We start from the raw sequence: 16,245 nt of genomic DNA on the forward strand, positions 1-16,245 counted from the left end.
AACGTATCTGTGTACTCCTAGTATGTGTATCATTCAAAATTGCTATTATGTTGGTTATCTGAGAGTTATTAATAATATTGTTCTGATTTTCTATACATTGGGGGCTATATTTACTTATATCTTTTTTAGTAATCAACCTTTAATTATTTACGTCTTCATAAACTTTAATTATTTATGCCCACTGTAACTTAATATAGAAAATGCAGATAAATAGTCAGACATCAGAATATCAGCAAAATATTACCTTAAATACCTTAAACAACATCATCAGCAATCAAGTTTTACAGGAATTGAATGACACCCAAGTAGTTCATCATCAGGATCTGTGCATTCATCAAATGTTTGAGATGCAAGTAGAGCGATCGCCCCAAGCAATTGCTGTAGTATGTGAAAATACACAACTTACTTATCAACAGTTAAACCAGCGGGCAAATCAACTAGCGCACCACCTACGTGCTTTAGGCGTTGGGCCAGAAGTACTTGTAGGTATATGCCTAGAGCGCTCCTTAGAGATGATTGTAGGACTACTAGGCATTCTCAAAGCTGGAGGTGCCTATGTGCCTTTAGATCCGGCATATCCCTCAGAACGTTTAGCTTTCATCTTGGAAGACACCCAAACACCAGTATTGTTAACCCAAGAAAAATTGGTCAAGAACTTACCACCGCATCAGGCACAAGTGGTTTGTCTGGACTTATTAGACTGGCAAGGGAATATTCAAAACAGTCAAGAAAATCCTGTAAATGAGACGACGGCTGATAACCTCATCTACGTAATCTACACATCTGGTTCTACAGGACAGCCTAAGGGTGTAACGATCCCTCACCGTGGTATCTGCAATCAACTCCACTGGAAGCAAACAACTTTTGGATTAACTCACGCAGACAAAGTTTTACTAACTATTTCTTTTAGCTTCGACCCCTCAGTGTGGCAGATATTCTGGCCATTGTGCTTTGGGGGGCAATTGTTCATAGCTTGCCCTGGTGGACATCAAGATACAGCCTACCTTGTGAAGGTAATTACTGAGCAGCAAATCACAGTTCTGGCTTTAGTACCTTCCATACTGCGTGTCTTGTTGGAAGAGAAGGGAATTGAGAATTGCCGATTTATCAAACACATTACCTGCGGTGGTGAAGCTTTACCTGGCGAACTTATAGAACGCTTCTTTGTCCAACTGAATTTGGACAATGTTTTACATAATTGCTATGGCCCGACAGAAGCTTCAATTGATACTACTTTCTGGAGTTGCCAACGGGGCACTAATTATGCTATTGCACCCATTGGTCGTCCAATTACCAATGCAGAGATTCACATCCTCAATGAAAATTTGCAGCCAGTGCCTGTTGGTGAATCAGGTGAACTGCACATTGGCGGTATTGGTCTAGCGCGAGGCTATCTGAACCGTCCAGAATTGACCACAGAGAAGTTTATTTTCAACCCTTTTAGCTCTGAACCTGGGGCCCGCCTTTACAAAACTGGGGACTTGGCACGTTATTTGAGCGATGGTAATATCGAGTTCCTTGGTCGGATTGACTACCAAGTTAAAATACGTGGCTTCCGAATTGAATTAGGAGAAATTGAAGCCATACTAGCTCAACATCCGTCACTGACGCAGACTTTAGTCATAGCCAGAGAGGATGTGCCTGGGGACAAGCGACTCGTGGCATATATTGTTGCCAGTCCAGAGCAAATTCCTAGTCAGGCTGAATTGCGTCGCTTTTTGGAACCTCGGTTGCCTGAATACATGGTGCCTAGTTTCTTTGTATTTTTGGACACTCTGCCATTAAATCCCAACGGTAAAATAGACCGCCGTGCCTTACCTGCACCGGATACATCTGATATTAAGCTGTCAACTAACTTTGTTCCACCTCAGAATTCGACAGAAGAGGTTTTAGCTGACATTTGGGCGAAAGTTTTGCGTCTGGAACAAGTAGGCATCCACGACAATTTTTTTGAATTGGGAGGGCATTCACTGCTGGCCACTCAAGTGATGTCTAGAGTTCGCCAAGCTTTTCAAATAGAAATACCGTTGCAACTCTTATTTGAGAATCCCACGATCGCTACTTTAGCTCAAGCGATTGCCCAAAACCAAACTCCAGAAAATGATCCCCAAAATCAGACTATTCCCCAAATAGCGAATCGGCAATCGGCACCTTTATCCTTTGCCCAACAGCGAGTCTGGTTTTTGGAGCAGTTGGAACCGAACAGCGCAGCATATATAGTCTCCAATGCACAGCGCTTAACGGGTAAGTTAAACCTGGGTTTATTGCAACAGTCATTAGATGCGATCGTCGTCCATCATGAGGCATTACGAACCAACTTTGTTACATCACTTGATGGTAGTCCCATACAAGTAATTGGCACGCCTCGGCCAGTGGAACTCAAAATTATTCAGGTAACAAAAGACCAAGTAGAATTTCTCCTAAATCAAGAGGTGCAACACCCCTTTAACTTAGAATCTGACTTAATGCTACGTGCTACTTTGCTCCAAGTAGACGAGCAGGAGCATATACTCTTGTTAATGATGCACCACATCGCCTCAGATGGTTGGTCAATTGGTATTCTTTGGCAGCAGTTAATAGCGCTTTATGAAGCCTTTTTGAGTAGTAAGCCTTCCCCATTAGCAAAATTACCCATTCAGTATGCGGATTTTGCTGTGTGGCAGCACCAATGGCTATCAGGTGAAGTACTTTCCAAGCAAATTAACTATTGGAAAACCCAATTAGCAGGTGCTAATACTGTACTGGAATTGCCTACCGACCAACCACGGCCACCAGTACAAACTTACCAAGGGGCATCCCAATCTCTGATGCTACCGCCGACTTTGAGTGCATCACTGACAGAACTCTCACATCAGGAGGGTGTCACTCTATTCATGACATTGCTGGCAGCTTTTGGGACAATACTGCACCGCTACACTGGGCAAGAAGACATTCTTATCGGTTCTCCCATTGCCGGACGTAACCGTTCTGAGATTGAAGAGTTAATTGGATTTTTTATTAACACCGTTGTTTTACGGACTGATTTTGCCGACAACCCCAGTTTTCGTTTAGTGCTAAATCGAGTTCGCCAGATGGCATTAGCTGCTTATGCCCATCAAGATATGCCCTTTGAGAAACTGGTAGAAGAACTGCAACCAGAGCGAGATACCAGTCGCAACCCACTATTTCAAGTGTGGTTTAATATGCTCAACTTAAGGGACATCCAACTGGAACTACCTGGAGTGGCTATCGAACCAGTCTCGATCCTAGAAACAGCTTCTAAGTTCGACTTAACCCTTTACGTTACAGAACAAAATCAAGGAATCCAACTTGATTTAGTCTACAACACCGATTTGTTTACTTCAGAACGGATGATGGAAATGCTTCATCAATTCCATCACTTGCTAAATCAAATTGTTGCTGCTCCAGAGAGACAGATTAGTTTGTATTCATTGGTGACACCAGAAGCACGACCTTTGCTGCCAGAGCTAAGAGCGGTTTTGCCAGAACCACAGTATGAATTGACGACAACAATGTTTACCTCTTGGGTACATCGTACCCCAGAACATTCATCACTTCGTCAAGGATTTCGTACTTGGAATTATGAGGAGTTGGGCAAAATAGCTCAAACCATAGCACGGGTTATATTATCTCACGGAGTAGAGCAGGGAGATGTCGTAGCCGTGTATGGTACACGAAGCTTTGGGCTAATTGCCAGTATGCTTGGCGTACTCTTGAGTGGCGGTGTGTTACTCACCCTCGATCCGAAACTTCCCAGGCAACGCCAGCGGCTGATGCTACAGGAAGCTAAAGCTAAATACATATTATATATTGATGGTCACCATCCAAAAGACGAAAAGATAGGGGAGTCTTTAACTAGCATCTGTGTCAACCCAGATACAGGAGAAGCCATAAATTCCCAAAATAGTATTGAAACAGTAAATCTACCTGACATAACTGCCGACGATGCAGCTTATATTTTCTTTACTTCCGGCACTACTGGTGTACCCAAAGGGGTGCTGGGATGTCATAAAGGGTTGGCGCATTTTCTGAACTGGCAACGACAGACCTTTGAAATTAATCAGCAAGACCGCGTTGCCCAATTAACTGGTCTTTCTTTTGATGTCGTTCTTAGAGATATTTTCTTACCTTTAACTAGTGGTGCAACCCTCTGTTTGCCAGAAGAAGAGGATAACTTAGAACCAACGAGAATTCTACGTTATTTGGAAAATGAGCAAATTTCTGTACTGCATACAGTTCCTTCACTGGCGCAATTATGGTTAGCGAATGTGCCGTCAGGAGTCTCTTTACGTAACTTACGCTGGTTATTCTTGGCTGGAGAACCTCTGAAAGAAACACTTGTAGTTCGCTGGCGGGATGCTTTTCCCGAATCTGGTGAAATAGTTAATCTCTACGGGCCGACAGAGACAACCTTGGCGAAATGTTATTACCAAGTACCTGTTGAGTGTAGCCCTGGTGTACAGCCAGTAGGATTGCCGCTGCCGCAAACCCAAGCACTGGTTTTCACACCAAATCACCAACCATGCGGTATCGGTGAACCAGGCGAAATTGTAATCCGAACTCCATTCCGCAGTTTGGGCTACATCAATGCCCAGCAAGAAAACCGTTCTCGGTTTGTCAAGAATCCTTTTCGGAACGATCGCCAGGATTGGCTTTATTATACAGGCGATCGCGGATGCTATCGTCCAGATGGCTCTTTAGAAATTCTCGGCCGCCAAGATCATCAAGTCAAAATCCGGGGGATACGCATTGAGCCAGGGGAAATTGAAACGGTGTTAGCCCAACACCCAGATGTACTCCAGACTGTAGTGATTGCCCGTGAAGATGTTCCTGGCGATCGACGTTTGGTGGCTTACATTATACCAAATCAAGACTCAGTAATTACAATTACTGATATCCGGGGCTTCCTCTCGACAAAATTGCCACAGTACATGGTACCTTCGGCTTTTGTCTTGCTGGATACCATGCCCTTAACCCCCAACGGCAAGGTAGACCGTCGCGCTCTACCAGCACCAGACTTATCAAGGCAAGAGCCAGAAGCCAGCTTTGTTGCTCCCCGCAATGAAGTGGAACGCCAGTTAACCCAGATTTGGGAACAAATTTTAGGTGTCCAACCCATTGGTGTTAGGGATAACTTTTTCGAGCTAGGAGGACATTCTATCCTAGCAGTAAAACTGTTTTGGCAAATTGAAAAGACATTTAGTAAAAACCTGCCACTTGCCATTCTTTTCCAGTCAGGGACTGTAGAGGCTCTAGCCAAAATAATCTACCAAAAAGAAGATTTAACAACAGACTCGGTTTTAGTAAATACCTTAAATCAGTCAAAATCTAGCTGGTCATCCTTGGTAGAAATTCAACCCAACGGTTCCAAGCCACCTTTCTTCTGTATTCACGGGCTGGGTGGAGAAGTCTTATGTTTCCGTGAATTGGCATTACATCTGGGGACAGAACAACCATTTTACGGATTACAACCACGAGGGCTAGATGAAAAATACCCTCTCCATACCCGCATTGAAGATATGGCAGCGCACTACATTCAAGAAATTCAGACCCTTCAACCTCATGGCCCTTATTTTCTCGGTGGTTATTCTTTTGGGGGTACAGTTGCCTTTGAGATGGCTCGGCAACTCCAAGAGCAAGGCGAACAAGTCGGCATTTTAGTTATGCTTGATAGTTGTCGTCTAGGTTATAGCTGGCAGTCGCCATTTCTCAAGCGAGTTTTTTTGCATTTAAATAACATTGTTCAACAAGGGCCTAACTACCTTTGGCAAAAGATTGTGAGATGGAGTTATTGGCGTAAACAAGAACTGCAAAATACATATAACCGTTACTTGGAAGACGTACTTCATGTACCTGAAACTGACAAGCATTTAAAGATTATAGATACTAACACTCAAGCCCTTAGTGACTATACTTTTTCACCTTATCTTGGTCGAGCTATTCTTTTGCGGACAGAGGATAAAAATCGGGATGAAGCTATAGGCATAGAATACGCTCCTCAATTCGGCTGGGACGAGGTAGTAGTTGGAGGATTAGATATCCATTACATTCCCGGATCTCACCTTGACATACTTAAAGAACCTCATGTACAAGTGTTAGCTGAAAAATTGAGAAATTGCTTAACTCAGGCGCAGTCTCAGTCTGCAAAGAATTAAAATGAAAAACCACAATGCAAAATAGTCCAAAATTTAAATGGCAACGGATTCTATTGTTGACTGCTGCTGGTTTTGTTGCTGTGGTGCTACTAGAAACTGTTTACCACGAATGGCAAAATCGCTCAGGGCTGGTGTATACGTTTCAATTAGCTTGGTTGGAGAAAATTAAACACCTATACTAATTGCAGCAGCACTCGCAGCAGCAGCAGCAGAGAAAAAAGCCGTGCTAAACAGCCACCAAGCAGCAGTTTCTGCCACCTTTTGGGTAGCTTCCGCTTGCTGTCTAGCTTGCTGCTGGCTAATTTGGTTAATAAATTGCTCTAGCTTGGCACTTAGTTGCTCGCGCTTTAGCTCTTCTGGTTCGCCAGACTTTAGAGCGATCGGCAATCCATTAGTTTGCACTTTCTGGGGTTGCTGACCCCAAATTTGCTGCCAAAAGCCTTCAAAAGAGTCTACAAACCAATTAATGTCTTGTTTTGAAAAATCTGTGCGACTATCGACTATATCCACAAAGGTTTTACGGCCGATATTGCGTAAGTAATTCTCCTTACTGAGAGATTGCATTTCTGGTTGGGCGACTAATTTTTCAAACTCATCTTCAATTTCTAGTCGCTCTTGCTGAGATAGTTGTAGCTGGTTTAAATAATTGTCTATTGCCTTGCGGATACTGGTTCGATCTATCGCTGAACCCAGTTCGTTACGAACTGCGGCTGCCGCTGCATCTGCTGTGGAAACAACGCGATCGCCGATCGTCTTCGCACCAAAGGCTATAGTTGCTGTACCGATAATGCCTTGCAAGCCAGAAGTTGCCCGATCTAAAACAGAACTAAGTACCGAGCCTACCGTAGTAGCACTGACCCATACCAGTAAAAAGAAGTAGGCTGCCCAAATGAGCAGACCAATAATTGCTGCCAATAGCGGGTCATGTAATGGGCAAAGTTTCACCGCTAGAAAACAAGCAAGAAATAATGTAATGCTTACAGTTCCTAACGTTCGCAACCCAACTATTATCCCAACTTGATTAATCTTATCGTCCGTCAATGCTTGGCTGTTAGTATCTAATTCATGCTCAGGAGTGGAGTATGAAATTCCCAAGGCAATGAAAAAGTTTGCTAGTAGCAGCTGAAAGGCAAAGGCCAGCAACAGTCCAGCTATCAAGGCTAAAAAACCTTGAGTGCCTGAGAAGAAAAGCGCAGCATCTTCTGAAGCTGTAAATTCTTGAGCGATGACAAGCTGTGCTGTCCAACCCTGCGTGCTGCACAGTTCCACTATTGTATCCATACCCACCAAAATAGTAAAATGTTAGTCTTGCTACTGTTTATTTATTGTTAATATATTTGCTGTTGATTTTTATCTCTCTAACGGTCTAAGCTCGACTTTATCCATTTTGATTCAATCAAGTAGCGTAAACGGCAATATCTCTCAAACGCTCGAATAAAAGACGAGGAACTTTTCTCATTTGAGTGGTTTCGGGAGAAGTTGAAAAAGTGCTAACCTATAAAAATCGCCTAATTATAGCCCAATACGGTTCAGTTAGGACTACGCAGTGCTAATAACAAGAAAAACAGGAGGATTCATTTTAGTACTAATACCTCGATGTTGAGGCTTTTTTAAGCAGAACTTTGATACAGGTTTTTTGATAACTCTAGGATTAGTTCAATAAACATGCTCAGGTAATAAAGTGTCGAGAATTTCGACAGTTAACCAACTTAAAAAAACTAGAGTGGCAAAGTTTGCTAGAGAATTTGAGATATTCAAGTAAACTAGAGAACGCAGAGAATATGTGGTGTATGAATGGCAAGAAAAAGCCCTCAACCAGAAGCGACATCATCTGAAGTACTAGAATGCGTGCGGCAGAATTGTCCTATGATGCACGCATTAAGCTTAAACGACTCTATCCCTCGTTTCAACCCTGACAGACTACTAGGATGAGATAATTATTCTGTGGAACTGGAATATTGGTAGGTAAAAATCCAATAACCAAAAGACCTGACCGATTTAAGAATGCGATGAATATTGCTAGTGTCACATATTGAACAGAGGGAATGATTGTGGCACTAAAAGCTGGAATGACTATCGTTGTTAGATTTTAAGTTGGTAAGCAATCCACAATCCACTGATGCTATATAGAAGATTTGGACGCACAGAATTACAGATGCCAGTGTTTTCCTGCGGTGGCATGAGATATCAGTTCAAATGGGAGGATGTTCCCAATCATGAAATTCCTGCTGATAACCAGGCAAATCTGGAAGCGACTATTAAAAGGGCAGTCGAAGTTGGGATTAATCATATTGAAACTGCCCGTGGTTATGGCACTTCTGAAATGCAATTGGGGAGAATATTGCCCAAGTTTCCCCGCGAAAAGTTGATTGTTCAGACAAAAATCAATCCAAAGGCAGATGCGAAAGAATTTCGGGAGACGTTTGAACAATCATTGAAAAATCTCCAGTTAGATTATGTTGATCTTTTAGGGTTGCACGGCATTAATCATCCTGAGTCGTTAGATGAAAGCATCCGTCCTGGCGGCTGTTTGGAAGTAGCACAGCAGTTGCGAGCAGAGGGAAAAGTTAGATTTATTGGCTTTTCGACACATGGCTCGACAGATATGATTGTGCAGACAATTAATACCAATCAATTTGATTACGTGAACCTGCACTGGTACTACATTAATCAATGGAATTGGGCGGCAATCGAAGCAGCTAAACGCCACGATATGGGGGTGTTTATTATTAGCCCATCTAATAAAGGAGGTTTGTTGTATGAGCCTCCCCAAAAATTAGTAAATCTTTGCGCCCCGTTGAGTCCAATGGTGTTTAATGATTTGTTTTGTTTAAGTCATCAAGAGGTACATACCCTGAGCTTGGGAGCAGCAAAACCTCAAGATTTTGATGAACATCTGAAGACTTTAGAATTAATAGATCGAGCATCAGAAATTTTGCCGCCAATTTTAGCAAGATTGGAAGAAGAAGCGATCGCTACTTTGGGAGAAGATTGGGTAAAATCCTGGGAAACAAATCTACCAACCTTTGACGAAACCCCTGGTGAAGTAAATATTCGGGTGATTTTGTGGCTGCGGAATTTAGCGATCGCCTACGACTTAGTAGACTACGCTAAAATGCGCTACAACCTGCTTGGCAATGGCGGCCACTGGTTTCCCGGCAACAAAGCCGACCGGCTAGATGAATTAGACTTGCGGCAATGTCTCGCCCATCATCCCTACGCCAATAAAATCCCCCAACTTTTGGAACAAGCTCATCATTTGTTAGCGGGTGAAGAAGTAAAACGTCTATCTCGCACTTGATAAATTGCATAAATAGGGCATTGGCTATTATGGGGTATGGGAAATAGTAAACAATAATTATCAATGCCCAATGCCCTTCAAGAGTGCTGAGTGCTGAGTGCTGAGTGCTGAGTGCTGAGTGCTGAGTGCTGAGTGCTGAGTGCTGAGTGGGAAATCTCACTTAATATTTACTCAGAACTCGGAACTCGGAACTCGGAACTCGGAACTCGGAACTCGGAACTCGGAACTACTATGCCCCATACTACTCAGCTTTTTTCGTATCTGCTGATTTAACTGCCTTCGGTACGACTAGCACCTTATCAACGCGATTACCATCCATATCCATTACTTCAATTCGCATACTTTGCCATTCAAAATGATCTGCTGCGGCAGGAATACGACCTAAATGGGTAATCACAAAACCGCCTAATGTTTGATAACTGCCGCGTTCCTCAGATTCCCACTCTTCCATACCAAAAAGTTCCAAAAACTCCTCTACAGGCAACATCCCATCCAAAAGCCAGGAACCATCTTCGCGTTGTACAGCTTGTGGTTGATCCTGTCCATCCGTTGAAGGAACGTCACCCACGATTTCACTCATGATGTCGTTGAGAGTAACCAATCCTTGAATTACGCCGTATTCATCCACTACCAACGCCATGTGAGTGATAGTTTGCTTGAACAACTCCAAAACTTTCAAACCACGGGTGCTTTCTGGCACAAATACAGGCTGTCGTAATCCGATCGTTAAATCTAGTGGTTCCCCTCGGAAACTCCTGGCTAATAAATCGGTGACAGGGATAACACCCAGCACATTGTCAAGTCCCCCCTGACAAACTGGATACCGAGAATAAGCACTATCAACCATTTTTTGGCGATTTTCTTCGGCAGAGTCGTCTAAGTCTAGCCAAACAATATCAGGACGGGGTGTCATCAAGTAGCTTACAGGGCGATCGCCTAAACGAAAAACCCGCTCTACCATATCCTGTTCAGCTTCCTCAAAGGTTCCCGCCTCTGTGCCTTGCTCGATTAAGATTTTAATTTCTTCTTCGGTGACTTGCGGCTCAGTAGAAGCTGTAATTCCCAGCACTCGCAGGATCAAATCAGTAGAAGCACTTAATAGATATACCATTGGCGAAGCGATCGCCGATAAAGCACGCATTGGAATAGCTACAGTCGATGCAATTCTTTCTGGGTTGTTTAATGCCAGACGCTTTGGTACTAATTCGCCAACAATCAGTGACAAATAGGTAATGATCAAAACCACTACTCCAAAAGATATCGGTTCACTATAAGGTGCTAACAAAGGTACAAGTTTTACATAAACTGCCAGTCGGTTGGCAATTGTTGCTCCTCCAAAAGCACCAGTTAGGATACCGATCAGGGAAATACCCACTTGAACAGTTGACAGGAAATGATTTGGAGACTCCGCTAATTTCAATGCTGCCATTGCCTTGGCATCTCCTTGATTGGCAAGCTGCTGTAACCTTACTTTCCGTGCCGAGACAATCGCCATCTCAGACATAGAAAACACGCCATTGGCAATAATTAGCACCAAAATGATTAAAATTTCAAAAGTGATGGAGGACATGTTTAAAATTGCCGCTTATCAGAGCGAACGTAGCTCAATCCCTAGTATCTAGTATTAAAGGTGCTTCGATAAATACTTTGACTATATACAAAGTAGTAGTTATAGTTCTTAAGTTTATTAGTCACTGTGGATTATTCTTCCACTGAAGGAATAAGAAAGCTGTTAACACTTTTAAAATAGTTGACATAAACTGCCTCAAGATTTGCTGACCCACAAAGACTCCCATCGCTAGTAGTACTTATGTCATTTTCTTCTATTGTGCGTGCCTTAGGCCGATCGCCGCTCACCACTGAATTTATTTCTAAGCTGAATCGACAACAAGAATTGCGGTTAAATGGCGTTCCCAGGCTGCCCAAGACTCTAGTAGCTTCGGCATTAGCGCAGTCTCAGGGCAAGGATTTGTTTGTGGTTTGCGCCACTCTGGAAGAAGCTGGACGCGTTTACGCACAACTGGAGGCAATGGGATGGCAAACAGTACATTTTTACCCTACCTCCGAGGCTTCTCCCTACGAACCTTTTGACCCGGAAACTGAAATGAGTTGGGGGCAAATGCAGGTATTGGCAGATTTGGGAATAGGGCATGGGGCATGGGGCATAGGGCATGGGGAAGAAAACCAGATCCCAAATCCTAATTCTCAATTACCCAAGATGGCGATTGTGGCTACTCAAGGGGCGTTGCAACCTCATTTACCTCCGCCAGAAGCTTTTGGGCAATTCTGTCTTACCCTGAAAAAAGGGATGGAATTAGACCTGAATAGCTTCAGTGAGAAAATAACTATTTTGGGGTACGAAAGAGTTCCTTTGGTGGAAATGGAAGGGCAATGGAGTCGCCGGGGCGATATTGTTGATGTGTTCCCGGTTTCTTCTGAATTTCCAGTCAGGTTGGAATGGTTTGGTGATGAAATCGAGCAAATGCGAGAATTTGACCCAGCAACCCAACGTTCTGCCCTCGACAAAGTTGACCAGTTAATTCTTACCCCCACTAGCTTTACTCCCATCGTGATGGCTGCACTGAAAAATAGTGCCCAGTTCCGAGTGCTGAGTGCTGAGTCAGAATTTAACTCAGCACCCAGCACTCAGCACTCATCACTGATTGAGGGTAGCCGTCGCTTTTTGGGGTTAGCATTCGAGCAACCAGCATCTCTGCTAAACTACTTAGCAGAAAATACCTTGATTGCCATTGATGAGCCAGAACAGTGTCATGCTCATAGCGATCGCTGGGTAGAAAATGCTCAAGAACAATGGGGAATTGGGCATAGGGCAGTGGACATGGGGCATGGGGAAGAATCTACTCCCCTAACATTGCCGAAAATTCACCGTTCGTTTGATGAGTGTTTGGCTGATGTTGCCAAATTTAAAACATTATATTTATCGGAACTATCAGAGGAAAATAGTGGGATTAATCTTGCCAGCCGTCCTGTTCCAGCCACGCCACACCAGTTTGCTAAACTAGCTGAAACCATCCGCCAAGAACGCGATCGTAATTTCTCGATCTGGCTGCTTTCTGCTCAACCTTCCCGTTCTGTCTCACTGTTGCAAGAACATGATTGTCCGGCTCAGTTTATCCCCAATCCTCGCGACTACCAAGCAATAGATAAGCTGCAAATCAACCATATTCCCATAGCTCTAAAATATTCTGGGCTTGCGGAACTAGAAGGTTTTATCCTGCCTACGTACCGATTAGTAATTGTCACAGATCGGGAATTTTTTGGGCAGCATTCCTTGGCGACTCCCGGCTATATCCGCAAGCGCCACAAAGCTACTTCTAAACAAGTCGATCCTAATAAGCTACGTCCAGGTGATTATGTAGTTCATAGAAATCATGGTGTTGGTAAATTTGTCAAGCTGGAAAGTTTGACGATTAATAACGAAACCCGTGATTATTTGGTAGTGCAGTATGCTGATGGGTTACTCAGAGTTGCAGCCGATCAAGTAGGTGCTTTATCGCGGTTCCGCGCCGCAGGAGATAAAGCACCAGAACTCAATAGGATGACTGGTAAAGCTTGGGAAAATACCAAGAATAAAGTCCGCAAAGCAATTAAAAAATTGGCGGTGGACTTGTTGAAACTGTATGCAGCGCGATCGCAACAACAAGGTTTTAGCTTTCCGGGTGATATGCCTTGGCAGGAGGAATTGGAAGATTCTTTCCCCTACCAACCCACAACGGATCAACTCAAAGCTGTACAAGATGTAAAACGCGACATGGAGAGCGATCGCCCAATGGATCGCTTAGTTTGTGGCGATGTCGGTTTTGGAAAGACGGAAGTGGCGATTCGTGCTGTTTTTAAAGCAGTCACCGCCGGTAAACAAGTGGCACTCCTTGCGCCAACGACTATTTTAACACAGCAACATTACCATACACTCAAAGAACGTTTTGCACCGTACCCGGTAAATGTCGGTTTGCTCAACCGTTTTCGGTCTGCTGAAGAACGCCGCGAGATTCAAAAACGATTAGCAACGGGTGAGTTAGATGTAGTAGTTGGTACACACCAACTTTTAGGTAAAGGTGTATCATTCAAGGATTTAGGATTGTTGGTGGTGGATGAAGAACAGCGATTTGGGGTAAACCAGAAAGAGAAAATTAAAAGCTTGAAAACTCAGGTTGATGTGCTTACCCTCTCCGCCACTCCAATTCCTCGTACCTTGTATATGTCCTTGTCGGGAATTCGGGAAATGAGTTTGATTACCACGCCACCCCCAACCAGACGCCCAATTAAAACCCATCTATCACCAATAAATTCCGAAAGTATCCGCACTGCAATTCGTCAAGAATTAGACAGAGGTGGACAGGTTTTCTATGTAGTTCCACGAGTAGACGGAATTGAAGAGACAACAGCCAATTTACGAGAAGTTTTACCGGGAGCTAGGTTTGCGATCGCTCACGGTCAAATGGATGAAAGCGAGTTAGAATCAACCATGCTCACTTTCAGTAATGGCGACGCAGACATCCTTGTTTGTACGACAATTATTGAATCTGGCTTAGATATTCCGCGAGTCAACACAATTTTGATTGAAGATGCTCATCGCTTTGGATTGGCACAGCTTTACCAGTTACGCGGTCGTGTGGGACGTGCAGGGATACAAGCTCATGCTTGGTTATTTTATCCGAAGCAACGGGCATTATCTGATGCGGCACGGCAACGATTACGAGCGATTCAGGAATTTACTCAGTTAGGTTCTGGATATCAACTAGCGATGCGCGACATGGAAATCAGAGGCGTGGGTAACTTGCTAGGTGCAGAACAATCCGGTCAAATGGATGCCATCGGTTTCGATTTATACATGGAAATGCTAGAAGAAGCAATTCGGGAAATCCGAGGACAAGAAATTCCGAAAGTGGAGGATACCCAGATTGACCTTAATCTGACGGCGTTTATCCCAGCAGATTATATCACCGATTTGGATCAAAAGATGAGCGCTTATCGGGCGGTGGCGACAGCTAAATCTAAATCAGAATTAAAGCAGATTGCAGCCGAGTGGAGCGATCGCTATGGTACTTTACCAGTCTCTGCAAATCAACTTTTGCGAGTTATGGAACTCAAACAGTTAGCGAAAAAACTCGGATTTAGCCGTATTAAACCAGAAAATAAGCAGCACGTCGTTTTAGAAACGCCGATGGAAGAACCCGCTTGGAATTTGTTGGCGGCAAATTTACCAGACAATCTCAAGACGCGGTTTGTCTATTCTCCGGGGAAAGTGACGGTGCGCGGATTAGGAGTTTTTAAAGCAGATCAACAATTGCAGAATTTGATTGATGCTTTCGGGAGAATGCAAGGTGCGATTCCAGAAGCGGCTATTGTTTGAGTGGTAGAAAAAGATTAGTTATCAAGTGAAAACAAACCTATGTCAGACTTACTTAGAAGAATTACAGTTAATCCCAAACAATGTGGTGGTCGCCCATGTATTCGGTATATGAGAATTCGGGTGTCAGATGTACTGGACTTGTTTGCATCTGGACTTAGTGCTGAACAAATCTTGGAAGAAATGCCCATCTTGAGGTCGATGATCTCAAGATCGGCATTTCTATACGCATCGCGTAAGCTTAATCATCCAGTGTTAGTAGCATGATGATCTGGGTAGACGCAAATCTATCACCTATCGCTAAACTAAAAAATTTACCTGCCAATGAACTTACTGACTTACTATAGATGCCAAAATCTTTACATCGACGTTTAGCTGAGACTTCTGAGCGGGAAGGCGTTGGTCTCAATCAGTATATTGTGTCTTTGTTGAGTGCGATTTCCAGATAATTTATAAATATTCAAAAAAGACTTCAGGTACTAATCTGAATTCCCCAGATTTCAAGCGAGAGATATCTATCCATAACGCTCTATGTTTATGATGTGGTGATTCGGAAAAAACTAAACTTTCCAGTTGATAAAATTTTGAATCAGCAAAGTCACATTGATAAAGCTGAATGATTTCATGACCTTGCCTACCATTAAATGTAAATAGGTTCTCTATACAACCTAAATATTTAATATTCGTTAACTCTGCCTGAATTTCCTCTTGAAATTCCCGTTTTAAGGCGGCGTGGCTGGTTTCACCAAAATCAACACCACCGCCTAAAGCACGATAAAATGTTTCTTGTTTTACGGGGTCGTAACCTTCAGAAAGAAATATGCGATCGCCATTCCGAATTAGCCCCAATGCTATTACCCTAATTTCACCTGCTTTACTCATTTTTATAACTAATTATCGTAAATAGACTGAGGACGACTTTCACTATCCTCAATAGGCCAATCTGGATTTTCGCCACCGATATACAATTCTTCAATGGTCACATATTCCTGACTTAGCTGTGTGAGAGCGTTGATTAAAATATCCAATGCGATCGCATCACTGGTTCCTAAGTCAAACCAACAACGTCCCCACTGTCCCTCATATTCAAACTCACCGATGTTGTGCATCAGTGCTAGCAAGCTTTTGTCATAGCCTTGTTCATCATAATTCATGTAGCTGATATCGAGTCCAGTGTCCTGCACCTGGAGATTTTCTGCATTAAATGCACCCAATTTACCTAAATAAAACCAGGAATTGAAAACTTCTTCTACATACTGCTTTTCACGCGCAGAAGGATTTGTGCTGAATTTCAGCCAAATCCACATATCAAAAGGATTAATTTCGCGGAACTGAATCTCCATTTTGGTCTAATATCTCAAGTACTCTTCTGCAAATAAGCATATCAAAGTAGGGAGTGGGCTTGCCGTGACTTGTGC

10 protein-coding genes are annotated in these 16,245 nt (G+C 43.3%); 6 read left to right on the top strand and 4 right to left on the bottom strand.

Going from position 1 to position 16,245, the window contains the following annotated elements; genetic code table 11:
• The first annotated feature begins 200 nt into the window (after positions 1–200).
• Together V7K53_RS33620 and V7K53_RS33625 are read left to right on the top strand one after the other, a co-directional pair.
• A complete protein-coding gene (locus tag V7K53_RS33620; protein ID WP_335201762.1) occupies positions 201–6,155 on the top strand; it encodes an amino acid adenylation domain-containing protein in 5,955 nt (1,984 codons plus the stop codon).
• 14 nt (positions 6,156–6,169) lie between these two features.
• Positions 6,170–6,337, top strand: a complete 168-nt coding sequence (locus V7K53_RS33625; protein ID WP_335201763.1) for a hypothetical protein — start codon at positions 6,170–6,172, stop codon at positions 6,335–6,337.
• On the opposite strand, the gene V7K53_RS33630 is transcribed toward V7K53_RS33625, so the two are convergent.
• Complete coding sequence (locus V7K53_RS33630) at positions 6,321–7,436, bottom strand: hypothetical protein (RefSeq protein ID WP_335201764.1); 1,116 nt, start codon at positions 7,434–7,436, stop codon at positions 6,321–6,323. The genes V7K53_RS33625 and V7K53_RS33630 overlap by 17 nt on opposite strands.
• An 838-nt stretch (positions 7,437–8,274) precedes the next feature.
• On the opposite strand from V7K53_RS33630, the gene V7K53_RS33635 reads away from it, so the two are divergent.
• Positions 8,275–9,456 (top strand): aldo/keto reductase, encoded by a 1,182-nt coding sequence (locus V7K53_RS33635; RefSeq protein WP_335201765.1) that lies wholly within the window; start codon positions 8,275–8,277, stop codon positions 9,454–9,456.
• A gap of 241 nt (positions 9,457–9,697) precedes the next feature.
• On the opposite strand, the gene V7K53_RS33640 is transcribed toward V7K53_RS33635, so the two are convergent.
• Positions 9,698–11,026, bottom strand: coding sequence for a hemolysin family protein (locus tag V7K53_RS33640; RefSeq protein WP_335201766.1), 1,329 nt, complete (start codon positions 11,024–11,026; stop codon positions 9,698–9,700).
• A gap of 240 nt (positions 11,027–11,266) precedes the next feature.
• Here V7K53_RS33640 and mfd point away from each other — a divergent pair, with 240 nt between their 5' ends.
• The 3 genes from mfd to V7K53_RS33655 all read left to right on the top strand — a co-directional run bounded on the left by mfd (position 11,267) and on the right by V7K53_RS33655 (position 15,276).
• The gene (mfd, locus tag V7K53_RS33645) at positions 11,267–14,830 is read left to right on the top strand and encodes a transcription-repair coupling factor (protein WP_335201767.1); all 3,564 of its coding nucleotides are present in this window, start codon (positions 11,267–11,269) and stop codon (positions 14,828–14,830) included.
• Positions 14,831–14,869: 39 nt separating this feature from the next.
• A complete protein-coding gene (locus tag V7K53_RS33650) occupies positions 14,870–15,094 on the top strand; it encodes a DUF433 domain-containing protein (RefSeq protein ID WP_335201769.1) in 225 nt (74 codons plus the stop codon).
• 80 nt (positions 15,095–15,174) lie between these two features.
• Entirely contained in the window at positions 15,175–15,276 is a 102-nt protein-coding gene (locus V7K53_RS33655) for a toxin-antitoxin system HicB family antitoxin (protein ID WP_335201770.1), read from the top strand.
• A 1-nt stretch (position 15,277) separates the two neighbouring features.
• On the opposite strand, the gene V7K53_RS33660 is transcribed toward V7K53_RS33655, so the two are convergent.
• Positions 15,278–15,709: an NUDIX hydrolase gene (locus V7K53_RS33660; protein WP_335201771.1), complete on the bottom strand. Its 432-nt coding sequence runs from the start codon at positions 15,707–15,709 to the stop codon at positions 15,278–15,280.
• An 8-nt stretch (positions 15,710–15,717) separates the two neighbouring features.
• On the bottom strand, positions 15,718–16,170 hold the full coding sequence (locus V7K53_RS33665; protein ID WP_069070833.1) for a DUF3531 family protein: 453 nt from the start codon (positions 16,168–16,170) through the stop codon (positions 15,718–15,720).
• Positions 16,171–16,245: the final 75 nt, after the last annotated feature.

This window comes from Nostoc sp., from assembly GCF_036917355.1.
GTDB lineage: Bacteria > Cyanobacteriota > Cyanobacteriia > Cyanobacteriales > Nostocaceae > Nostoc.